The 24,705-nt window shown below is 41.1% G+C and carries 15 protein-coding genes and 1 riboswitch; of the genes, 5 read left to right on the forward strand and 10 right to left on the reverse strand.

Annotated elements, in window-relative coordinates:
• Nucleotides 1-231 precede the first annotated feature (231 nt).
• Nucleotides 232-2,307, reverse strand: a complete 2,076-nt coding sequence (locus D1367_RS18815; protein WP_181984881.1) for a potassium channel family protein — start codon at nucleotides 2,305-2,307, stop codon at nucleotides 232-234.
• Between the two features lie 95 nt (nucleotides 2,308-2,402).
• Nucleotides 2,403-2,487, forward strand: a riboswitch (Fluoride riboswitch).
• 95 nt (nucleotides 2,488-2,582) lie between these two features.
• On the opposite strand from D1367_RS18815, the gene D1367_RS18820 reads away from it, so the two are divergent.
• Together D1367_RS18820 and D1367_RS18825 are read left to right on the forward strand one after the other, a co-directional pair.
• Nucleotides 2,583-4,193, forward strand: coding sequence for a cation:proton antiporter (locus D1367_RS18820; RefSeq protein WP_118167740.1), 1,611 nt, complete (start codon nucleotides 2,583-2,585; stop codon nucleotides 4,191-4,193).
• Nucleotides 4,194-4,261: 68 nt separating this feature from the next.
• Nucleotides 4,262-5,590 carry a voltage-gated chloride channel family protein gene (locus D1367_RS18825; RefSeq protein ID WP_118167741.1) on the forward strand — a complete coding sequence of 443 codons (1,329 nt, stop codon included), beginning with the start codon at nucleotides 4,262-4,264 and terminating at the stop codon, nucleotides 5,588-5,590.
• Between the two features lie 459 nt (nucleotides 5,591-6,049).
• On the opposite strand, the gene D1367_RS18830 is transcribed toward D1367_RS18825, so the two are convergent.
• The 4 genes from D1367_RS18830 to D1367_RS18845 form a co-directional block, all read right to left on the reverse strand.
• Complete coding sequence (locus D1367_RS18830; protein WP_118167742.1) at nucleotides 6,050-6,688, reverse strand: Uma2 family endonuclease; 639 nt, start codon at nucleotides 6,686-6,688, stop codon at nucleotides 6,050-6,052.
• A gap of 112 nt (nucleotides 6,689-6,800) precedes the next feature.
• Nucleotides 6,801-8,036 (reverse strand): LL-diaminopimelate aminotransferase, encoded by a 1,236-nt coding sequence (locus D1367_RS18835; RefSeq protein WP_118167743.1) that lies wholly within the window; start codon nucleotides 8,034-8,036, stop codon nucleotides 6,801-6,803.
• 193 nt (nucleotides 8,037-8,229) lie between these two features.
• Complete coding sequence (locus D1367_RS18840) at nucleotides 8,230-9,567, reverse strand: NAD(P)/FAD-dependent oxidoreductase (RefSeq protein WP_118167744.1); 1,338 nt, start codon at nucleotides 9,565-9,567, stop codon at nucleotides 8,230-8,232.
• 255 nt (nucleotides 9,568-9,822) lie between these two features.
• Nucleotides 9,823-10,716 carry a DUF4349 domain-containing protein gene (locus D1367_RS18845; protein WP_118167745.1) on the reverse strand — a complete coding sequence of 298 codons (894 nt, stop codon included), beginning with the start codon at nucleotides 10,714-10,716 and terminating at the stop codon, nucleotides 9,823-9,825.
• A 395-nt stretch (nucleotides 10,717-11,111) separates the two neighbouring features.
• Here D1367_RS18845 and ilvC point away from each other — a divergent pair, with 395 nt between their 5' ends.
• The gene (ilvC, locus tag D1367_RS18850) at nucleotides 11,112-12,107 is read left to right on the forward strand and encodes a ketol-acid reductoisomerase (protein ID WP_118167746.1); all 996 of its coding nucleotides are present in this window, start codon (nucleotides 11,112-11,114) and stop codon (nucleotides 12,105-12,107) included.
• Between the two features lie 636 nt (nucleotides 12,108-12,743).
• Here the strand turns inward: ilvC and D1367_RS18855 are convergent.
• A complete protein-coding gene (locus D1367_RS18855) occupies nucleotides 12,744-14,327 on the reverse strand; it encodes a mechanosensitive ion channel family protein (protein ID WP_118167747.1) in 1,584 nt (527 codons plus the stop codon).
• Between the two features lie 157 nt (nucleotides 14,328-14,484).
• Between D1367_RS18855 and D1367_RS30985 the strand changes: the two genes are divergently transcribed.
• On the forward strand, nucleotides 14,485-14,640 hold the full coding sequence (locus D1367_RS30985) for a hypothetical protein (protein WP_181984882.1): 156 nt from the start codon (nucleotides 14,485-14,487) through the stop codon (nucleotides 14,638-14,640).
• A gap of 232 nt (nucleotides 14,641-14,872) precedes the next feature.
• Here the strand turns inward: D1367_RS30985 and ovoA are convergent, their stop codons facing one another.
• The 4 genes from ovoA to D1367_RS18870 form a co-directional block, all read right to left on the reverse strand.
• Nucleotides 14,873-16,222, reverse strand: coding sequence for a 5-histidylcysteine sulfoxide synthase (gene ovoA / locus D1367_RS18860; protein ID WP_118167748.1), 1,350 nt, complete (start codon nucleotides 16,220-16,222; stop codon nucleotides 14,873-14,875).
• Between the two features lie 431 nt (nucleotides 16,223-16,653).
• Nucleotides 16,654-18,810, reverse strand: a complete 2,157-nt coding sequence (locus D1367_RS18865) for a polyribonucleotide nucleotidyltransferase (protein ID WP_118167749.1) — start codon at nucleotides 18,808-18,810, stop codon at nucleotides 16,654-16,656.
• 53 nt (nucleotides 18,811-18,863) lie between these two features.
• Nucleotides 18,864-19,253: a hypothetical protein gene (locus tag D1367_RS30175; RefSeq protein WP_181984883.1), complete on the reverse strand. Its 390-nt coding sequence runs from the start codon at nucleotides 19,251-19,253 to the stop codon at nucleotides 18,864-18,866.
• A gap of 3 nt (nucleotides 19,254-19,256) precedes the next feature.
• Nucleotides 19,257-19,820 (reverse strand): GNAT family N-acetyltransferase, encoded by a 564-nt coding sequence (locus D1367_RS18870; RefSeq protein WP_118167750.1) that lies wholly within the window; start codon nucleotides 19,818-19,820, stop codon nucleotides 19,257-19,259.
• Nucleotides 19,821-19,967: 147 nt separating this feature from the next.
• Here D1367_RS18870 and D1367_RS18875 point away from each other — a divergent pair, with 147 nt between their 5' ends.
• Nucleotides 19,968-24,671, forward strand: coding sequence for an SNF2-related protein (locus D1367_RS18875; RefSeq protein WP_118167751.1), 4,704 nt, complete (start codon nucleotides 19,968-19,970; stop codon nucleotides 24,669-24,671).
• Nucleotides 24,672-24,705 lie beyond the last annotated feature (34 nt).

Raw genomic sequence — 24,705 nt, forward strand, 5'->3', positions numbered from 1 at the left:
TTCATTGTATCCAGCTAAACTTAGATATATGGTACAGAAAACCTATCAAAGAAGTACGGTTTTCCTACTTAAGTTTTATAGGACTTACGCATGAGTTACGGAATAACGAACAGCAGAGGCACAGAGAGCGCAAAGAAATCAGAGTTTGAGAGATATTTTGCGTAAGTCTTATTTTAGCTAGATCAGCATCTCGACTACTTGCGCTACCTTGCTTCTTCCCCAATCCCCAGTTCAATTTGTATCCTGAACAAATGGTTTCAAGTGGGCTGTAACTCTTAATTTACTGAGCCTTCGCACTAGTAATAGAGCTTGTTGTTTATATAATGCTACTGGTAGCGGTGCTGGCAAATTATGCATTAACTCTCTAGCTATGCCAATGTTGCATCCTGATATTATACTGATTTCATTTGCACCATCAAAAATAGCATCTTGAGCTAAAACTTTCTCAATCTGTACTTGCCAATTTCGAGGAAACATTTCACCTCGTTCAATCTGCTGGAGGTTATGACTATTTGCTAGAACAATCAGGCGATCGCCAACAGCAAGTTGTGTATGATCAGAAGGCATGAACTTAACAGGCGATCGCCTGAGACTTTGATATAAAATTGGTACAACTCCATAACCATAGGCAACCTCAGCCAATAGTAATCCATTCAGTGTATCTCCAGCTTCAATCATGTACTCTACTACCAAAATAGTTTGAGTATCGAAGTTAAATAAGCTGAGAATATTTTCTCCAAAAGCCGCAGCAGCAAATACTTCTGCTGAAATAGCAGAGGTGCAAATAACTTGAGCATAAGGAAACAATCGTGCGACATTATCACGAAAGTATCGGTCGTAAGTCCGAATGACCACACGAGTTTTAGGACTTTTAGCGTATGCCATCAAAGCTATTTCCAAATTTTCCATGTCATCGTCCGTAACTACAACGACACTTTTACTATTAGCGAGATTTACCTTGTCTAAAGCATCGGCAATATTATCAATAATCAGTGGAATTTTGTTGATAAAATCTGCGTTAATTGCTGTGCTACTAATACCCACTAAAGGTTGCTTGAATTCTTGTAACAAAGCCGCGACTCGCTGACCAACTCGATTTAACCCAATAAGTACAACATGGTCTTTTTGGGGGATTAATGGCTGGTAATTATTAAAAAACTGGAACCTTGAACTTAATAGAGCATCAGTGAGCAACGCATATAAAACCCCAACAAAACCTATACCAGTTACAGTTAGTGCGAGGCTAAACAATCGCAACCATCCTGGCATACTTTCAGCCGTCTCTGGTGGCGTTTTAAAATTCACACCGCCAAAGACATCTCCATATCCTCCCAAAAGTAAGACAGCAATAGCATAAAATGCTTCTATTATGTTACTTTCAGGATAATTTAAGATATAAATAATTGTTCCAAAACACCAAAGGAAAAGTACTGTAATTCCACAGATAATTGCCACCCGCAAACTCTGATAACGAGAGAATGTCCGCAAGAGATATGCTATTTTATTTTTTAAATTTTTCCAGGTTCTACCTAATACAATCTCTTGCCATAACTGCTGCCAGTTGTATTTAGGCACAGGAGCAATTTTTTTTAAACTTTTAAGCTGCTCTGTAACTTCGATATAAATAATCGTATCACCTGGGTTTAATGTCGCCTCTGGTTCCCACTGATGAAATTCTTTAGGCAAAGGAGATGAATCATTAGCGTAATTTAATACCCGACGATATAAGGTATTTAATTCATGTATACGCCATTTATTCGCCCAGTTATCACTTATTTTTATCTGACGCTTTACTACCCGAAATTGGCGTTCTTCCAGTTGGAAATATCCGAGATTATCATCTCCAAGGGCTGCAAGAGCAAAGCCAGAAGCGGAAATTTGATTTGGCTCAAAGGCAATAAAATTACCAAGAGTCTGACTTAACAGTTCATTGAGATTTTGTTTGTCAGAACGTACAACCAGGCGCACTTGAGGATTTAAAAGCCTTGCCGCAAAGGCAGATTCTATATTTACCCGTTCATTACTAGTTACTAAAAGTACAGTTTGACACTGAGAAATGTTTGCCTGTTCTAAAACACTGCTCTGACGACAATCTCCGATGAATAAGTTTTCTAATAAACTTAATAAATTTGGTATTTCCAAATGTTGGGGTTGTTCTTGATCAATAGCATTAACAACAGCACCATACTCTTTTAGTACTGCAACGCAATGCTGACCCAAACTTCCTAGCCCACAAACTAAAAACTGATCTAGTTTTGTCTGAGAATCTTCAACAGGCTGGTAATTACTTTCTGATGATGGCAGCATAATAATACCGCCAATGATACACATTATTTATCTATATCGTAGAATACCAAAGATATTGACTGACAGCAAAAATGGTATTATCAATTTAATGAAAAACTATCAATGGTGATGGAACTCGCCAAAACCGCCTTTCCAAACGGATAAATTCTGATATCGAAGGCTGATGGTTCCTACTTTCTTCGCTAACTGCGGGAGAGTAGGGCTTGGCTAAATGCATTACCTGACTCCCCTGTAGAAAGTGTAAGTCTACAAATCGCGCCTCAAGGAGTCATGGGATGTTAGCTAGTGTATTGTGGATTTTAATGATGGGCTTTTTTGCCGGTCAACTTGCCCGTCGTTTAGTGGCTCCGCCTTTAATTGGCATGATTTTAGTGGGGATTATTCTTGGCCCCCAAGTTTGGAATGTCATCAGTTCAGATGTGCTGGGTGCTGCTGATGAGTTAAGAACTTTGGCGGTAATGATTATTTTAATGAAAGCTGGACTGGGGTTAGATCGAGACAAGCTAGCTCAACAGGGAACAGTGGCGCTACGTTTGGGATTTTTGCCAGCAGCAACAGAAGCGATCGCGATCGCAATTACCGCTATGATAATTTTTAAATTTGACTTCCCCACTGCGTTACTGTTGGGCTGTGTAATTGGCGCTGAATCCCCCGCTGTAATTGTCCCAGGAATGCTCAGGTTGAAAAGTTTAGGCTGGGGCGTGACTAAAGGAATTCCCGATGCAATTTTGACTGGTAGTGCTTTATCTGATGTGCTGCTATTACTAGTTTTCAGCCTACTGCTGAGTTTCTTAGGTGACGGAGGTGTTGAGCAGATTGTCTTACCTGGGGGATTCACTTTCACTGCTCTCCAACTGCTGCCGTTCCAAATTATTATGCAAATATTGCTGGGAGTATTGTTTGGCTATTTAGCAGCTCGTTTGTTAGTTTCACTATTAACCAAACAAAACTGGACTTTGAATGCTGTTCAAGATACTGTGATTGCTGCCAGTTTAGCTTTATTCCTAGTAATTTCCGCTCATGCATTGCCTTACTTTTCTGGTTATTTAGCAGCAATGGCTATGGGTTTTTTCTTAATTGAATTAGATGCTCCCCTAGCCCGAAGATTACGCGGCGGATTTGACAGTTTATGGATAGTAGCTGAGATTTTTTTGTTTGTTTTGTTAGGGGCAACTATTCAACTGCAAGTATTAGAAAAAATTTTATTACCTGGGATGATAATTCTGGCAATTGGTTTACTAATTGGTCGAATGCTGGGCTGGTATCTCTCAACTTTGGGTAGTAATTGGAATTGGCGCGAAAGATTATTTCTGCTCCCAGGAAACTCAGCAAAAGCTACAGTCCAAGCTGCCATTGGAGCAATACCCCTCTCCCAAGGAATTGCTGGAGGTGAGATAATTTTAGCGATCGCAGCTCTTTCAATTTTAATCACAGCACCATTAGGAGCTTGGGCAACCATGACTTTTGCTCCTAAATTACTCACCAAAGGCGAAGTTGACCCCACCAAAGTCACAATTGCTACCCATACCTTGTTATTGGCAGCAGTGGATACATCGAGTTTAGCCACAGAAGTTTTAACCAAAGTCGCAGATTTAGCACGCCGCAGTAATGGGGAAGCGATCGTCTTGCATGTAATTAACACTTCAAATCAGCAAGATATCCAACAAATAAAAGAACAAACCAAACAGTTATTATCTGATATCAGGTACGAGTTTGTGACTGTTACAGGTGCAGTGCCAGAAGAGATTATTCGCATTGCTCAAGAGTATTGTGTCACTGCGATCGTTATGGGCAAACGCGGACATCAACCTTGGGAAAAAGTGCTGATTGGCTCAGTATCACAAGCAGTCTTAGAAGCCAGCCCAATACCTGTAATCTTGCTATAAAACTGTGAACCCAACTCAATTTAATTACGAATTACGTTAGCGACGCAGGAGCGTCATTACAAATTAATATGAAACAACTACGTCAATTTGAACCTTTTATTGCCTTACCCCATCTAATCAAATGGCTGCCTATTTCCGTTGTAGCTGGAATTATTGCTGGAATTGCTTCTGCGGCTCTTTTAGTATCATTGGAATGGGCAACTAATTGGCGGGAATCACATCGCTGGATTATTGCCTTGCTTCCCCTTGGCGGCTTCTTGAGCGGTTGGATTTATCATCAATTTGGTCAGACTGTAGAAGCCGGGAATAACCTTTTACTAGAAGAAATCCATAACCCCAAAAGTGTTATTCCCTTTCGGATGGCTCCTCTTGTTTTGCTAGGAACAGACCTTACTCATTTATTTGGAGGTTCAGCCGGTCGTGAAGGTACAGCGTTGCAAATGGGTGCTTCTTTGGCAGATCAGCTAACTAAAATATTACATTTTAAAGGGGCTAATCGGCGAGTTCTGTTAACAGCAGGTATCAGTGGAGGATTTGCTTCAGTTTTTGGTACTCCCTTAGCTGGAACCGTATTTGGTCTAGAAGTTTTAGCAATTGGTCAAATTCATTATGATGCTCTTTTTCCTTCTTTGATTGCTGCGATCGTTGGAAATCAAGTAACTTTGTTATTGGGTTTGCATCATACCGCATACCGACACGCTCCCTCTATACCGACGCTGACAATTTGGGGGCTGATTGCTGCCATTATTGCAGGTACAATCTTTGGAATTGTAGCGAGATTTTTTGCTAAAGTAACTCACAAAATTAGTCACTTCTTTAAAAGCAAAATATCTTATCCTCCAATGCGTCCTTTGATAGGGGGGGCGTTGATAGCAGCAATTGTTGGATTGAGTGGTACAACCAAGTACATTGGGCTTGGTATCCCTACTATTGTTGATTCTTTTTTCACCCAGCTACCTCCTTGGGATTTTGCAGCAAAATTAGGTCTAACTGCTCTAACTTTAGGAGCAGGTTTTAAAGGAGGAGAAGTAACACCTTTGTTTTTTATTGGTGCAACTTTAGGTAATGCTTTGTCGTTAGTTTTGGCATTACCTACACCACTGTTAGCAGGAATGGGATTTGTGGGTGTGTTTGCGGGTGCAGCAAATACACCTATAGCATCAACCTTAATGGGAATTGAATTATTTGGTCTGGAATCGGGAGTATTTATTGCTATTGGCTGTGTAGTAAGCTATTTATTTTCAGGTCATTCAGGAATTTACTCTGCACAACGTATTCGGTTGAGTAAATACTCTGCTGTATATTTAGAAGAAGGGGTGACTTTGGCTAATTATGGACAACCAAAAATTGATTTACCCGATGATAGTGAAGAAAGAGGAAGTAATTCTCAGGAATAATTTATTAATGTAATTAATGGATACTGATGAAGAATCATGGATTTGGCAAACTAGTTACTTTTCTAAATCCAACAGACTCGGTTATTTGTTATATTTAATCAAATGGCAGAGAGCTAGAGTATGCGAAGTATCAAAATACGTTCTTAACCTGAGTTCGGGTTAAGCCAGAAGCTAAAAAGCTTATTCTGTCAGGATTGAATAAAACTGAAATTGATCAAAGCAGGGATAAAAGTGGAATTATTTTGTCAATAAGGTTCACAAATGAAACTAATCTCAGCAATATGTCTTATTGACAATAGATGAAAACAGAGCTTTAGACCGAACAACGATAATTCAAGGCTTTTGAGGATTTCTTATCCCGAACTCAGGTTTCTTATGTAGGTGAAGACGGAATATTACATATAGCAATATCATAATTTGACAGTAACTGACAATGAGCAATGCCTAGCTAATCATTTACTAAATCATCGCTTCCAATTCTTTTAAAGCTTGAAAACTTCCTACTTGCCAACTACGTTCCACAGCAGCAGGGATAATCTCAGTAATAGCTATATCTGCAAAATTAGGACTGGTGTTAGATTTTATATATTTCCCCTCTTTCAGCAAATAAATAGAAAGATTTCCGCTATCGTAAACCCATAATTCTGGGACTCCAATGGCTTCATAAGCATCAAGAGTAGTTTTCGATGTGACATCAGTCTCAATCGCTAAATCTGGTGGTGGATCATCAGGTTGTAAGCGGCGATGGCCAATCATCTGTTGATAATTTTGAATATAAAAGCAAGCATCAGGTTCAACTCCTGCTACACCTTGCCGTTTAAAAGTGGTGGAACCAAAAGGTTGATATCTGATATCTTTAGCTTTCAGCAATATTTTGACAATATCAGAAATTAAATCTTTGGGAATTTCATGTTCTGGTAAAGGAGCCATAATTTCTAAAGTACCCTGGCTGTAGGCAATTCGGGTAGTTCTTTTTTCTCCTAATTCTTCTAAAATAGATTCAAATTCTTGCCAGCTAACATCAGGAATTGTCACCGTGCTACCAGGTGCTAACTGCATCCGGCTAACAGCTTTAAAAACGGGTATAGCAGCAGTCATAACCAAAATACAAGTAAGCTGAATCTCGATAATTATCTATGAGGTTGCGGTGGATGATATAGCCCACCGTAACCTTTAGACTAATAGAATGAGTTTAACAAAAGCGATCGCTCTACACTTTAAACTTCTCAGTAATCCGCTTCATCGCCTCTTCAACATTCTCCCGGCTGTTAAACGCCGAAATGCGGAAGTAACCTTCACCCGCAGCCCCAAAGCCAGAACCAGGCGTTCCGACAACGTTGACAGTTTGCAGCAACTTATCAAAGAATTCCCAACTGGATAAACCATTAGGAGTTTTCACCCAAACGTAAGGTGCATTCACGCCACCATAAACTGATAATCCGGCGGCTGTGAGTTTCTCGCGGATAATTTTGGCGTTTTCTAGATAAAAATTCACCAATCCTTTGATTTGCGCTTGTCCTTCTTGGGAGTAAACCGCTTCGGCTCCCCGTTGGACAATATAAGAAACACCATTAAACTTGGTAGACTGGCGGCGATTCCAGAGTTTCCATAGTTCCACATCGGAACCATCGGCGGCAATTCCATTGAGTGTCTTCGGTACCACGGTTAAGGCGCAACGAGTTCCTGTAAAACCTGCATTCTTGGAAAAAGACCGAAATTCGATCGCAACATCTCTTGCACCTTCAATTTCATAAATTGAGTGAGGAAGTGATGGATCGGTAATATAAGCTTCGTAGGCTGCATCAAAGAAAATAATCGAGTTATTAGCTTTGGCATAGTCCACCCATGCCTTCAAATATTCCTTGGTTGCAGTTGCGCCAGTGGGGTTATTGGGAAAGCAGAGATAAATTAAATCTACTTTCTTTGAAGGAATTTCGGCAATGAAGTTGTTATCAGCCGTAATTGGTAAATAAACTAAGCCCTCAAATTCGCCTTTATCGTTGGCATCTCCCGTATTACCCACCATAACGTTAGTGTCTACATATACCGGATAAACTGGGTCAGTAACGGCTATAGTGTTGTCATGTCCAAAGATTTCCAGAATATTGCCAGTGTCGCATTTGGAACCGTCGGAGATAAAGATTTCGGAAGCATCAATATCGGCTCCCCGTGCTTGGAAATCTTGAGTTGCAATTTTCTCCCGTAACCAAGCGTAGCCTTGCTCTGGGCCGTAACCTTTGAAGGTATTGCGATCGCCCATTTCTTCCACAGCTTTAATCATCGCTGTGCGGCAAGCCTCCGGCAGAGGTTCGGTAACATCACCAATGCCCAGCCGGATGATTTTAGCATTACTGTTGGCTTCTGCAAAGGCATTCACCCGCCGAGCAATTTCTGGAAACAGATAACCCGCTTTCAGTTTCAGGTAGTTGTCGTTAATAGTTGCCATTATGTAGATTATGAAAAACGCCCTCAAATAGCTTACTGCTAATTTATGAGGGCGGGGAGAAATCAATTCAAAATTCAAAATTCAAAATTCAAAATTGAAGAAAAAGACTGGAGGAGATGTAGCTTCACCTTCCTCCAGGGAGAGAAATAACTCCTAACTCCTAACTCCTAACTCCTAACTTAACAAAGCCCAATCAGACATTTACAGGCTGTTTATTATCGGCTGAAATTACAAACTCCGTGAGCGATTCTTGTCCTGTAATTAATCTTGCTCCGCGATTACGAGTGAAATAGTTCCATGCCCACTGAATCATTACTACTAATTTGTTGTTAAATTCAATTAAAAAGTAGATGTGAATCACCAGCCAAAACAACCATGCAACGAAACCTTTCAGCTTGATAAAGCCTAAATCTACCACAGCAGAATTGTGCCCAATCATCGCTAAACTACCATGATCAACATAAGCAAAGGGTGGTAAACTTTTACCTGCAAGCCGTTGTTGAACTAATGTTGCTACATATTCGCCTTCTTGCTTTGCTACAGGTGCAACACCAGGTAGGGGTTTACCATTTTGATGAGAAAAATTTGCTAAGTCGCCAACTACAAAAATATTCGGATGTCCCTTAATACTCAAATCAGGTTCTACAATAATCCGTCCAGCGCGATCGCACTGGGCACCTGTGTGTTCTGCTAGCACTTTTCCCATTGCTGAAGCTTTTACACCTGCTGCCCATAATACCGTTTTTGAAGCAATTTCTTTAACTTCATCGCCTTGTTTGAGGGTAACAGTATCATTTTCAATATTCGTTACCAATGTTTTTGTCTGCACAACAACCCCCAAGCGCGTCAAGGATGCTTCGGCTTCTTGTGATAACTCTGGTGCAAAGGGTGGCAGAATCCGATCTAAACCTTCTAATAGCAAAATCTTGGCTTCTGATGTGTCGATGTTGCGGAAATCTTCTTTGAGAGTTTGATTTGCCAATTCTGCGATCGCACCAGCTAATTCTACACCTGTTGGGCCACCACCGACAATTACAAAGGTTAACCAAGCACGGCGTTTTTCGGCATCAGTTTCTTTTTCTGCGGCTTCAAAGGCCGAAAAAATCCGGCTACGCATTTCTATGGCATCTTCTACTGTTTTCAAGCCTGGGGCGAATTCTTCCCAGTTATCTTTGCCAAAGTAGGAATGCTTCGCACCTGTGGCAACAATTAACGTATCGTAAGCTATCGCTTCATCGCCCACAATCACTTTTTGCGCTTCTGGATCGATATTATTCACCTCTCCCAGCAACACTTTCGTATTCTTGCTCTTGCTGAGGACAGAACGCAACGGTGAGGAGATATCAGCAGGAGATAACGCACCTGTGGCAACTTGATATAAAAGGGGTTGAAATAGATGAAAGTTACGTTTATCGATCAGAGTAACGTTTACTGCTGCTTTGGCGAGTGTTTTTGCTGCATAAAGTCCACCGAAACCCCCGCCAACAATAACTACTTGATGGGGTGGATTATTGTCAAGTGAATTTACCATAAGAAATATTATCGTGTATGCCGACTATTGTAACTATTCTTAACAAATTTGTATCAAAATTGTCATCATATATTTTGTATTCCTGTTTACATTTGAAAAAGTATTAAAGTGATCAAAACTACAAGATATTGAAGATGGAGGTGCAGACAATAAGAGTTGGCAATATTTGAATCACTCTTTTTATGTAAATTTTTCAAAGGTAGATGTATGATTTATGCAAGATCACTCAGAAATAGTTGACTCTGGTGTTTGTGTTCAACGTGGTGAATGAGTTCGCTGCCAACGGCTAAAGCCATACACAAGAGCAACAAAAATTAACAAATAGGGACTGTAAACAATTAACCAAATACCCAGCTTGAGTAAGCCAACTGAAAATGCACTTAAAGAATGGGTAGAGTTATTCCAAGTTTCCTGAACTTGCAAACCGAAAGCAGGTTGGGGACTGGTGCTAGAAACTGCTGCTTCTAGGTTTAGCGTAATGGTGGAATAAGCAACTTGATTTTTGAGGTTTTTTAGTTGGGCATCAATTTGTTCTATGGTTTGTCGGACATTACTCAATTCTTGGGAAACACTAAGCACATCTCTAACAGAACCTGCCCGATCCATAATTTTTTGCAAATTGGCTTCAGTTTTTTGCAAATTGGTTAATCTAGCTTGGAAATCCACCAGGCGATCGCCTACATCTTCGGCAGTGATATTACGACTTTCAACAGTGCCCAATTTAGCAAGTTGTTCTAAGGTAGGTTCCAGCAGATTCTCTGGTATCCGCAATTGGATTGTTGCTGTGTGACGTGGGTTATCGCTTTTGGGTTGTTGTTGTTTCAACCCGATCAAATCCCCTTGCTGTTGATTGATAATTTGCGAAACGGCATCAATAGTCTTCTCTACAGAGTTGACAGTCAAAGACATTGCGGCTTTTTTAATGAGTTGGGGACGAGAACGAGTTATTGGTGCAGTTTCCGCCTTTTGGGAAAGACTGTTTTCACGAGCAGGTGCAGATGCTGGATTTGCCGCACCATCGGCTGCAATTTGAGGTAACTGCTTATTTGCTAACTGATGGGAAGAGGCGCAACTGGTGAAAATCACCCCTCCTAATAACGCACTCACAAATAAAGCAAATGTGCGCGGTAATTTAATCGAAGCGTACATAAATCTACCCTCAGATGGATGAAGTTAACCCCAGTATTACCGAATTAAAAGTCAAAGCCTGCATTGTTGCAATTTATGTAACAGGGTTAGTCATTGGGCATAGTTATTTTTTGCCCCTCTGCCCCCCTGTGGCGGGGTTAAAGAACGAACCGCAGAGGCACAGAGAACACAGAGAGAAAGAGAGAAAGGTTTATGAGCATCTGCACTAAATGAGTAACTCTCTATTCTTGGCGCTCTTGGCGGTTCGTTTAATATTCTGTGCATCTTCATACAGAATTGGTATGAGTTCAAAGGGATAAATTCAATCGCTCATAGTTAATCTTTGGTTACTCAATTTGAGGTACAATCGAAAGTCTGCCAATTAATGACGATGCTTGCTGACAGGAGATGCTTCTATGGCCCGGATGTATTATGACGAAGATGCCAATTTAGACCTTTTGGCTGGAAAAACTATTGCTATCATTGGCTATGGTTCCCAAGGTCATGCCCACGCTCTCAATCTCAAAGATAGTGGTTTGAATGTGATTGTGGGACTATATCCGGGTAGTAAGTCAGTCGTAAAAGCTGAAGCTGCTGGGTTAACTGTGAAAAATGTTGCAGATGCTGCTAATGCTGCTGATTTCATCATGACTTTGTTACCTGATGAAGTCCAAAAAACGATTTACAAAAACGAGATTGAACCCAATCTACAAGAAGGGAATGTGTTAGCCTTTGCCCACGGTTTCAATATTCACTTTGGGCAAGTTGTACCACCGGCTAACGTCGATGTGGTGATGATAGCACCCAAAGGGCCGGGACATATAGTACGGCGGACTTATGAACAGGGGGAAGGTGTACCAGCACTGTTTGCAGTTTATCAAGATGCCAGTGGTCAGGCACGCGATCGCGCCATGTCTTATGCTAAAGGTATCGGTGGGACTCGCGCTGGTGTTCTGGAAACGACTTTCCGTGAAGAAACTGAAACCGATTTATTTGGCGAACAAGCAGTATTGTGCGGTGGTTTGAGCGCTTTAATCAAAGCTGGATTTGAAACTTTGGTAGAAGCTGGTTATCAACCAGAATTGGCTTATTTTGAATGTCTGCATGAAGTCAAGCTAATTGTTGATTTGGTTGTAGAAGGTGGTTTAGCCAAAATGCGGGACAGTATTTCTAATACAGCTGAATATGGTGATTATACCCGTGGGCCACGGATTGTTACCGAACAAACCAAAGCTGAAATGCAGAAGATTCTCAGCGAAATTCAATCTGGACAATTTGCCCGAGAATTTGTTCTAGAAAACCAAGCTGGTAAACCAGGATTTACCGCCATGCGTCGCAAAGAAGCTGAACACAAAATTGAAGAAGTTGGTAAAGATTTACGCGCTATGTTTAGCTGGTTGAAAAAAGCTTAAGCAAAAGAATGTAGAGACGTAGCAGTGCTACGTCTCTACAAGGGTTATGGTTACAGCATATTTAATTTCTGAAGATGTCTAAACATCATTTGCTTTAGATTTTAAGTTGACACTCTCCGTACCTAAAGGTACGGAGATTCTTAAGAGATTACGCTCTTAATATCCTGATTTCTCTCTCTTCCCAGGCTGACCACGTTTGCACTAAGTGCGTAGTCATATCTCCTCAAAAATATTTTGGGCGTAGACTTTCCCCCAGTCCGGGGGTAGGTTTTTAAATCTTGTACTGATTAGAATATTTTACCATGTTCTTAAACAAAATTGACTTAAGCCTAAAGGCTTGTGACTTGCTTTCAAAACGCAGCCTAAAGTACGAAGTTCGGACACTTGCGTGTCCTACTTCTCACGGGTTTTCAGCATTTCCCTATAATCTGCAATGTATTCCAATACGGTTCAGTTAAGGATTTTTGGTACTAATTTTAGACCTGTAGAGACGCGAAATTTCGCGTCTTTACCAAGGTTTTTGGGCTTAACTGAACTGTATTGGTGTTTGTTGTTTCAAGCACTGCATAGCCTTAACTGAACCGTATTGCAATGTATTCCCCGTAGCGATCGCGCAACTGAACAAATATTGCCAAATTAGCCTTCAGCACTTTCGGCGCGAACAGGAATTACAATTCCTTCCCGCAGCAGGGCATCTGTAAAAATCTTCCGAAGAACGCGCTGAATCTGAAGATGTTTTCCTGGCTTCACTTTCGTCAATGTCCGCAGCAACAAGTTAGACTTTCCGAGACTTTCGACTCCATCCACCTGTGTGCCTTCGAGTACATCTGGGTAATCTGCTTTTAACTGCTGTCCCACTTCCTCAATCACTTTGTACACATGCGTCAAGTTGGAATCATAAGGCACACCAACTTCTACCACTGCAAAGATGTACTGTTTGGAATAATTAGTAATTGAGCCAATATCCCCATTACGAATAATCTGCAATTGACCATTGGGATGTCTGATCCGGGTGGTTCTCAGTTCAATCGCTTCAACAATACCTTCAACAACTTTCTCTTCGACTTTCCCAGCCTCGATATAGTCACCCACTAAGTAGTAGTTTTCAAACAGAATAAAGAAGCCGCAGACTATATCGTTAATCAGTGTTTGTGCCCCTAAACCCACAGCTATGCCGACAATACCAGCACCTGCAAGTATGGGAGTTGGATCAATATCAACAGTATAGAGAATGGAGATAGCAGCACTAAAGTAAACTAAGTATTGTAAAAAACTACGAAACAGAGGAACGAGTGTCAGCCGTCTACTTCTTTGAATATCAGTTAGATTCTGATCTTTGAATAGCACCTCTTCAACAAATAAGTAAACGACCTCAAATAACACACGACTAATGAAAATGATGCCAGTGATCTTGATAATTCGCGGGCCAAAAGCGGCGATATTGGCCATTAACTGCACCTGCTGAATCACCAATGTCGCCATGCAGACATAAATCACAAATTCCAGACACCGCTTTAAAAAGGGTATCAGGTGTCGGAGGCGATCGTAGAATCTCAGCAGGTTATCAGGGTTAGAGTATCTAATGCTGAGAGCATCTAGGCTATCAACGATCGCAGCGACTGCTTTGAGTATAAGCAACCCAACAGCAATGATTAGATAAATCCGTAACGCGATGTATAAATATTCCGTAACCGTTGCTGGCAATTTCAGAAACTGGGCAGACAAGATGACAGCCCACAGCCAAATTGCACCACTGATTCTGTGATAGAGTGCGGTAAAAAAAGCATCAATACTTTCATCATCGGCAGTATTTTTTTCTAAGTTTTTGGCGCGAGTGCTAGCTACCTTCAGCCAATATTTCAGAAATTTTAGTGCGATCGCCGCTATAATCAAAGTGCCAATGCTCTTAACTATGCCAATTCCTAGTGTTACCCAAAATCCTGATGGGATACGCTTAATTAATGAAAACGTATATTGCTGAAGGTTTTCACCCCGATAAATGAGATAACCATTAGCACCCACAATCAGAATGCACGCCACCAAGCAACTAAGTAACAATAACCCTGTGATATTCCGACGGAGGGTTTTGATACTTCTATTTTCGCTCTTAACTATAGATGTCTTATTAAATACTTTGAATAATTTATTGATCAGCCAGTTCAGTAATAAAAAAACAAATATTACAATGCTGACTTCAGCCAAAATGATTAATATATTCATGTCTGAGCATAAAAATAAAGTAATTTAAGGGTTATTTTCTCAATCAGGAAACTGACTAAGGTTCCAATAGTGAGTAAGAAAAATTCTATCATTAAGAACGTGAAAGCCAGTCTATACAAAGCTTTTAGATTGTCTCGTTCCCCTGATCCGACTGGGAATGCCCATCGTTGGGGCTGCCGCCTCCCAAACTCGCGGCAGCAGCCCAATTGAAGTGCATTTCCAGCAAGAGGCTGGAAACGAGGTTTTAAAAGAGTTTTTGCTTAAATTGACACCAATGGGCAGTGCCGTGCCCCTACGAGTGTACCTCACGTAAACGAGAAGGCTATATTTAAGCCATTTTACTTAGTATAGGAATCATATTTGATTTCTGAAAATATTTCAGTAGGGTGTGTTATACCGTAGGCTAACGCACCATCCGAAGATTCTGGTGCGTTACGGAAGCCGTAACACACCCTACATATACTTAGATTTTTTCATAAATCAAATACTAGTCCTATATGTGACTTAGGCATATTCTGTTAAGGGAGTTCCAATTGAAGAATAATTCAGAAGTCAGAATTATTCTTCAAATCTTGAACAATCCGAAAACCAGCGTGCTGATAAAAATTGGGACGGAACCAATTGCGATAATATTTTAAAGCTTCTGTACCATTAGTTATCCAACATCCTCCTAACATCATTTGATGTTTATCATCAAAAAATATGGCAGAATTATCTTCATAAAGAAAATGAGGTTTATATCCGGCGAGGGGGTTTAAATTATCACTCAACCATTCCCAAACATTACCCCGTAAATCATACAATCCAGAATAACTTTTGGCTGTTTCTAACATCCCGACAGGACTAGGTGAGCCAAATTTTAAATTAAGATTGTAATTTGCTACATCATCTAATGAACTATCACCATAAGTTGCTAAATGATATTCTGATTCACTCATTAAGCGAGTATCTTTACCTTGCCACCGACAATAAGCCATTGCTTCATAATGATTGACTTCTACAGGCCAATCTAAGGGTAAGTCGATTTCATCAAACATGGCTCGATATTTGTAACTACCATTTTCATGTAGCCAAAATTTGGGACTTTGAATGTTGTATCGAGTTTTCCAATTCCAAGATTCTTCATGCCAATTTTCTTGATTTTCGTAGCCGCCAGACTTGACAAAATAAATAAAATCGGCATTGGTAATCAGATATTTACTGGCGAAAAAGGGTGCAACTTCAACAGTGCGATCGCCATAATCAATATCCCATCCATAAGTCGAATCATCAAAGGCTTTTCCGAGTTTTACTACTCCACCAGCAACTTCTATCATTTGGTTTTGACGAGTGTAACCATTAAAAGGGGCATATTGCCAGTTTTGGGGGCGTTTTACTCTCTCAATTGGCAGTTGGCGAATTAACATTGAAGAAGTTTCAATGTGAATGCGCTGGTGTTCCATCCCCATTATTAATGCCCAAAGGGGATGATTAGGATGAATTGGCAGACTAATTGGGGTTGTTTTAATTAGTTCATAAATTACAGAATATGCTTGTTCTCGATACTCCCAAGTCTGTGCAACCTGCGGCCATTGCAGATGAGCGATCGCTTCATTCAATTCTTCTGGTATTCCTGGATCAACTCCAATTTCAAACAATATTTCATAATCTGGATTGAGGCGTTTTTCTAATAATCCCACTTGGATTAATTTATTGATGTAGAAAACAGCCGAATGTCCCAGATAAAAAATTAGAGGATTTCTCAAAGGGTCAGGATTGAGATAAAATGTATCTTCCCCAACCAGACTTTTTAATAATATATCTTCTAGTTGCCAAGCATTCTGAAAGTAATCGAGGATAACTTGGTTATTGCAACTATCAAGTTTTGGAGCTTTAGCAGATTGTAGACTATTCATGCTGTGACTAATTTGCTGTTATGGGACGATGGAACCAATTCATTATAGGGTGTGTTCAATCTAACACTCTCCGTCTCTGGTGTTAGGTTTCTTTACCTGAATTATCGACCTAATAACCCTGTAGCACATCCAATATCTAATATTATTAAAAGTCAAGATTATTAAAATTATTACCAATGAGAAATTACAACCTTCATTAATTAGTTTTATTTGTATTCACTTATTTACAGTTAAGTTAAAAATAAAATAAAATCCTAGTTCTTAGGGAGGGATTCATCGCTCGAAATAAGGATTATCATGACTAAGTTTTATTGATTCGATTACTATTGCTGTCTGTTATAAATCTTGTGCAACTAATTAGAGAAGCATACGGCGATGCCTTCACGATAGGCATCGCGGATTTTAGATTTTATCTAAAATCCCAAATCGAGTTACCGATTCACCGCCGCAGCTTCCCTTGCTGCTGCTGCTTGATCTGGGTGGATACCCAAGCGGGTGAGATTAATCCGACCTTTGTTATCAATTTCGCGCACTTTGATAATCACTTCATCGCCCACCGCTACTTCATCCTCAACTTTGCCAACGCGGTAGTCAGCTAGTTGTGAGATGTGGATCATCCCTTCTTTTCCAGGCAGAAATTCCACAAATGCACCTATCGGTATAATCCGAGTAATGCGTCCTGCGTAGACATCCCCTTCGTTCAGCTTGCGGGTCATGCCTTGGATAATATTTCTGGCTCTCTTAGCCTTGTTCTCATCCACAGCAGAAATTGTTACGGTGCCATCATCTTCGATGTCAATTTTTGCACCAGTTTCCTCTGTAATTCCCTTAATAGTCTTGCCTCCAGGCCCGATGACCAGACCAATCATGTCTGAATCAATCTTGATTGTTAACAGACGTGGGGCATAAGGTGAGGTTTCAGTCCGTGGCGTGTCAATGCAGGCGAGCATTTTCTCCAGAATGTGCAACCGGGCTGCTTTGGCTTGGTGAACGGCTTGGGCTATAACCTCCAACGACAAACCAGATATTTTCATATCCATTTGCAAGGCGGTAATCCCGGTATCTGTACCAGCAACTTTGAAGTCCATGTCGCCCAAAAAGTCTTCAATGCCCTGAATATCGGTGAGGACTCGCACTTCGTCCCCATCCTTAATCAGACCCATTGCTGCGCCACTAACGGGTTTGGTAATTGGTACACCAGCATCCATCAAGGCTAGGGTGGAACCGCAGACTGAACCCATTGAGGTGGAACCGTTGGAGGAAAGTACTTCCGATACGATGCGAATCACGTAGGGAAATTGTTCCTTTGAGGGTAGCACAGGTAATAGCGCTCGTTCTGCTAATGCGCCGTGACCAATTTCGCGCCTTCCTGGGGCCCGCATTGGCTTGGTTTCGCCGACTGAGAACGGTGGGAAGTTGTAATGATGTAGATAACGCTTGTGTTGATCTAGCTGCATGTCATCGTTGAGATTTTGGGCATCCCCAGGTGTACCCAGAGTACAAGCGGATAATACCTGAGTCAGTTCTCGGTTAAATAAACCGCTACCGTGGACTCGCTTTGGTAAGACACTAACTAAACAAGAAACAGGTCGCACTTGATCGAGTTTACGACCATCAACACGAACATTATCTTCGATGATTTGCCGCCGCATGAAGTGTTTGGTAATATCTTTAAAAGTGTTACCAAGGGCCTTGCTATTTGCAGTTGCGGCAACTCGAATTGGGTCTTCTTCTGGCAGTTCCTTAATCGTCGTGGCAATTTCATCCTTGACGACATCTAAAGCGGCATCACGTTCAGGTTTGGTGAAGGTGAATTGAGAGAGGATTTTCTTAATCTGGCCGCTAGCGCGATCGCGGATATAATTTTCTAGCGTCTGGTCTACTTCTGGTGGTGCTTCTTGCACTATTACTAGACCCAGTTCTGCTACTAAATCTTGCTGCGCTTTGATTAAGTCCCGCACTGCTTCATAACCAAAGTCAATCGCCTCGAGAATATCTCGCTCTGGCAATTGATTGGCTCCCGCCTCCACCATGATCACGCCATGTGGTGAACCTGCTACTACCAGATCCAAGTCTCCGGCTTCAATTTCTGCATAAGTGGGGTTAATAATGAAATCATCTCCCACTAAACCAACCCGCACTGCTGCCATTGGCCCATTAAAAGGAATCTGGGCAATCAGGGTAGCGATGGAAGCGCCTGTAACTGCTAACACATCGGGTGGAACTAACTCATCCATCGACAGCGTTAAGGCAATAATTTGCAAGTCATCCCGTAGCCATGAGGGGAACAGGGGACGCATGGGGCGGTCTATAAGACGGCTAGTGAGAATTGTTTTTTCTGGTGGACGACCTTCGCGGCGCATGATCCCTCCCGGAATCCTACCAGCGGCATATAGCCTTTCTTCATAATCTACTGTAAGCGGAAGAAAATCAATGCCTTCTCTGGCTTGCGATCGCGTAGCCGTCACTAAAACGGATGTATCCCCTGATTCTATCAAAACCGACCCACCAGCTTGGGGAGCTAGTAGGCCTACTTTCAGTCGAATATCCCTTCCATCGAAGGATATTGACTTATCAACTTCTGCCATTCAGTTTTTTTTCCTTCTCTTTCGCTATTCTCTTTCTGTGGCAATCCTAACATTTATGCACTATGACTGACTTCTAGTACATACAAAGATAACTGATGACTGATGACTGATGACTGATGACTGATGACTGATGACTGATGACTGTTGAGTGATGACTGATGACTGATGACTGTTGAGTGATGACTGATGACTGATGACTGATGACTGATGACTGATGACTGATGACTGTTGAGTGATGACTGATGACTGATGACTGATGACTGATGACTGTTGAGTGATGACTGATGACTGTTGAGTGATGAGTGATGACTGATGAGTGATGACTGATGAGTGATGACTGATGAGTGATGACTGATGAGTGATGACTGATGACTGATGACTGATGACTGATAACTGATGAGTGATGAGTGATGACTGATGACTGAAAACCCGTCAACCGTCAACCGTCAACCATCATCAGTTAACAAATCCAAAGTGCGATACATCATCAGCGCGTCTACCACTTGTTCATCCCCTAGCTTGGCTGCACCCGGAATGCGCCCAATGATCTCAAATCCTAATGACTGCCAAAGTGTAATTGAAGGTATATTAGTTTCAAAGACCAAATTAAACATTACTGCTTCATAGCCCAGGTTTGCTGCTATCAAGAGCATCGCCTCTCCCATGAACCGCCCGATACCCTGACCGCGTAGCCCAGGTTGTACAATAAAACCAGCGTTGCAAATATGGCAACACCGACCGGGGAAGTTTGGTTTTAAATAAAACGCCCCTAATATTTCTTTTGGTTTGTGTGTACCATCCTGAACAGATGTCCTGACAACAAAGGCATCCTTACTCAACCAGTAAGCTGTAAATTCTGCCTGAGATAGAGGTTGCTTTTGAGGATAAGTTTTACCTTCAATAATTACAATATTTAGTAATGCTCTTACAACCTCCTGTTCTTGAAAATGTATATAATCTAGTTCTACTAATATTCCATTTTTTAAAACTTTAATTAGAGGAAAAATCATTTCTTACAATGTTTATATTGAATATTTACTTAAATGTTTATTATATGCAATATTGGGCTAATAAATCTCCTTGATAAGATGCAAAAGGTAGAATAGTTGCGGTTTTAATTCTTGATTTTTGGGAAAATATATATAAGTAATTAGCAAATGGCGATTTTACACTGTAATTGGTTACGAAAAAATCAAAATGGTTGTTTATTTATTTGGGGGGAAACTTGGCGATCGCCACGAGTCAATTCCGAGTCTAATGGATCTGGAGATATCCCACTACATCCGTTGGCAATGACATCAGTTGAGTTGAGTGAGTGGTTGCCTTCCCAGAACATGGCAATTACCAACTTTATCCAGCAATCTCAAGTTGCGATCGCTACTACTGGGCGAACACGCAAAGCAGCCAGTGCCACTGAGATAATACCAACACATTCGCAAATAATTGCTGTACCAACTTATATCCCAGAAGGCAGTAGTGAAGGAACAGTAGCGATTTTCCCTGTGCATTCTGCCAGCTTGGGGTTAGATACAGACTCCCCGCAATATTTGCAACCGTGGCGAGTTGAGGGTTTTTGTCTTAACCCCAGCGAGGCGGTAAAATTTCTTGCTGCTATTCCCCTAAATGCTGCTAAAGGGGAAAATGCCTTTTTAGGAGGAGATTTACGTTTTTGGTCGCAGGTTGCCCGATGGAGTTTAGATTTAATCTCACGGTGTAAGTTTTTACCAACAATTGACCGACAATCAGATGGTGTATTTGCTGCTAAGTGGCAAGTACTTCTAGACAGTGCAGTAGATGGAACCCGTTTAGAAAAATTTTCTGCGAACATGCCGTTGGTTTGTCGTACTTATCAGGAGGGACTGGGGAGTGGGGAGTGGGGAGTGGGGGGAGATGAGGGAGCAGGGGGAGCAGGGGGAGCAGGGGGAGAAGAATTAATAACCAATGCCCAATGCCCAATCTATGTAAACTTTCCTACCGAAGCTCAAGAATTACTTTTGGGATTTCTCAACAGTACAATAGATGCCCAAGTGCGAGAAATGGTGAGTTCTCAACCTCCAATTGAAGCTAAGGCGATCGCATCTTTACCAGCTGCGGTGCGACAGTGGTTGCAAGGGTTAACCAGTGCATCTCATATAGTTAATGCAGATGCAATTGAAGTCGAACGACTGGAAGCGGCACTCAAGGCTTGGACTATGCCGCTACAATACCAATTAACTCTTAAAACTCTATTTCGTACTTGTTTTCAACTGCGTTCTCCAGAGTCTGGCGAAACAGATTGGACATTAGCATATTTTCTGCAAGCGGCTGATGATCCTGAGTTTGTGGTGGATGCGGCAACTATTTGGAACAATCCAGTTGAACGTTTGGTTTATGAAAATCGGACAATTGAGCAACCACAAGAAACATTTTTGCGAGGTTTGGGGTTAGCTTCTCGATTATATCCAGCGATCGCACCCAGTTTTGAAACCGAATATCCCCAATTTTCTAATATCACCCCCATGCAAGCTTATGAGTTTATCAAAGCTGTAGCTTGGAGGTTAGAAGACAGTGGTTTAGGAGTAATTTTGCCTCCCAGTTTAGCGAACCGTGAAGGATGGGCAAACCGTTTGGGTTTAAAAATTACTGCCGAAACCCCAAAGAAAAAGCAGGGACGTTTAGGATTGCAAAGTTTGCTAAATTTCCAATGGCAATTGGCAATTGGTGGACAAACTATTTCTAAAGCTGAGTTTGATAAACTTGTGGCTTTAAATAGTCCGCTAGTAGAAATTAATGGCGAGTGGGTGGAATTGCGCCCCCAAGATATCAAAACAGCCCAAACTTTTTTTACCACTCGCAAAGACCAAATGGCGCTTTCCTTAGAAGATGCCTTGCGTTTTAGTACAGGGGATACTCAAGTAATTGAAAAATTACCAGTGGTTAGCTTTGAGGCATCTGGGGCGTTGCAAGAGTTGATTGGGGCGTTAAACAATAATCAAGCGATCGCACCTTTACCCACACCAGCAGGCTTTAAAGGGCAGTTGCGACCTTATCAAGAACGTGGTGCTGCTTGGCTATCTTTCTTAGAACGTTGGGGCTTAGGCGCGTGTCTCGCCGACGATATGGGATTGGGCAAATGCGTAGCAAATGATACTTTAGTAAATGTAAATGGACTGTTACGCACAGCCGAGGCAATCTGGACAACTCATGCTGGAGAAATAGAATTTGACGGCGAAGGATTTTGGACTAACCCCACTGAGGAATTACTAGTTAATTCCATAAATGAAAAAACTGGCAAAATCGTCCAAGCTAATGTTAGACGGTTGTATCGGCAGCAAGTCCGTGAGAAATTACGAAAAATCACGCTAGAAGATGGTAGCAATATCACAATTACTCATCGTCACAAGCTGCTGACAAGTAAAGGTTGGACAAATAACTTACAGGTGGGTGATTATATTTGTGTACCAGGTAAAACGCTCTGGAATGGACAAGCACAAGACCCTGACTTGGTTAAGTTTCTTGCTTGGCAAATTGCTGAAGGGCATGAACTACCCGATGTGGGAAGAGTCACAATATCCCAAAAAGACACCAGAGTATTAGAGGATCTACTCCAGACTTGCCAACGCATTCAAAAGCGCTATAACCTCAAAATTAATAGCCCCAATATCTCTACCTTCCCTAACAGAGTTTCTGCTCTTCGAGTTAACAGCCAAGCCTATCGACAATTCTTAGAAGCTAAAGGTTATGTTTGGGGTAAACTATCGGCAGAAAAATCTATTCCGCCCTTCATTATGCAGGCAGACTTGGATAGTGTGCGGATATTTTTACAAAACTATTTTGATGCTGAATCTGCTGTTGTTTTGAGTATGGGGAGTATTGAGATTTCTACAGCTTCAGCTTTACTGATTCAGCAACTTTCTGCACTGCTGCGTCGTTTTGGCATTTGGTTGCGAATATCACCCAAACTGAAGTGTGCCACTAATGGAACTCGTACTTTACGCACTTACTATATTGGTGTAGTTGGAGGTAATTCTGCCCGCAGATTTATCCAAGAAATTGGTTTTAATAACTCAGAAAAACAGAGCAAATTAGAACAAATTTGTCAACTGGTTAGTAACACAAATATTGAAGGAATTCCTGCTTCTGATATGGTTGCCCAAACAGTCATAGCAACGGGACTCCCAGTGCGGCATTTTGGGATGCACAACACTGTTTACATTAATGGTTCACAGCAATTTTCTAGAGATAGTTTACAACGAGTAATAGCTGGGATGAACCGCATTATCAGTGGAGAAGCCCAAGAACAATATCAGCTACTAAAACCTTCCAAGTGGACAACTCAAACCCTTACAGCATGTAGCAACTTAGATGTAGAACAGTTGAGCTTAACAAGACAGTCTTTGCAATGTCTTCTCGACCAAGAGGTATTTTATTGCCGGATAGAATCAATAGAAGAGATAGATTATGATGGATGGGTTTATGACTTTGAAGTTAGCGAACTTCATAATTTTGTCGCTAACAATATTATTTGCCATAACACTGTCCAATTCATTGCTTTTCTGCTGCACTTGAAAGAAGAGGATGCACTAGAAAATCCAACACTGCTAGTTTGTCCAACTTCTGTTTTAGGTAACTGGGAAAGGGAAGTCAATAAATTTGCACCAAGCCTGAAAATTTTACAATATCACGGCGACAAACGCCCAAAAGGGAAAGCGTTTTTAGAAGCAGTAAAAAAACATGATTTAATTGTTACCAGCTACTCACTGCTTCATCGAGATATTAAGTCATTAGAAAGCGTCTCTTGGCAGATAATTGTTTTAGATGAAGCCCAGAATGTGAAAAATTCAGAGGCGAAACAGTCAAAAGCAGTGCGGCAATTAGAAGCTACATTTCGCATTGCGTTGACGGGGACACCAGTAGAAAATAGACTGCAAGAACTCTGGTCTATTTTGGATTTTCTTAATCCAGGGTATTTAGGCAACAAGCAATTTTTCCAGCGTCGGTTTGCCATGCCAATTGAAAAGTATGGTGATACAGCTTCTTTGACTCAATTACGTTCATTAGTTCAACCATTTATACTGCGGCGATTGAAAAGCGATCGCGACATCATTCAAGATTTACCAGATAAGCAAGAAATGACCGTATTTTGTGGTTTAACTGGTGAACAAGCTGCACTTTATCAACAAATTGTAGAACAATCTTTAGTAGAGATAGAATCTGCGGAAGGATTGCAACGTCGGGGGATGATTTTGGGTTTACTAATTAAACTTAAACAAATCTGCAATCACCCAGCCCAATATTTGAAACAAGCGACATTAGATCAACATAATTCAGCCAAACTTCTGCGGCTAGAAGAAATGTTAGAAGAAGTTTTAGCAGAAGGCGATCGCGCTTTAATTTTCACACAATTTGCTGAGTGGGGTAAATTACTTAAACCCTATTTAGAAAAACAGCTTGGGCGAGAAATATTCTTTTTATATGGCAGCACCAGTAAAAAACAACGAGAGGAAATGATCGACCGTTTCCAACACGATCCTCAAGGGCCACCGATTATGATTCTTTCTTTAAAAGCGGGTGGAGTCGGACTGAATTTAACACGAGCAAATCATGTATTCCACTTTGATCGATGGTGGAATCCAGCAGTAGAAAATCAAGCCACAGATAGAGTATTTCGGATTGGTCAAACTCGGAATGTGCAAGTACATAAATTTGTTTGTACAGGCACTTTAGAAGAAAAAATTCATGACATGATTGAAAGTAAAAAACAACTAGCTGAACAAGTTGTAGGCGCTGGTGAAGAATGGTTAACTGAACTAGATACAGACCAACTTCGCAACTTACTAATACTCGATCGCAGTGCAGTAATTGACGATGATTCAGAATAATTTCGTAGTAAGGACTTTAGTCCTTGAATTTAGC

This window comes from Nostoc sphaeroides (assembly GCF_003443655.1).
In the GTDB taxonomy this organism is placed as follows: domain Bacteria; phylum Cyanobacteriota; class Cyanobacteriia; order Cyanobacteriales; family Nostocaceae; genus Nostoc; species Nostoc sphaeroides.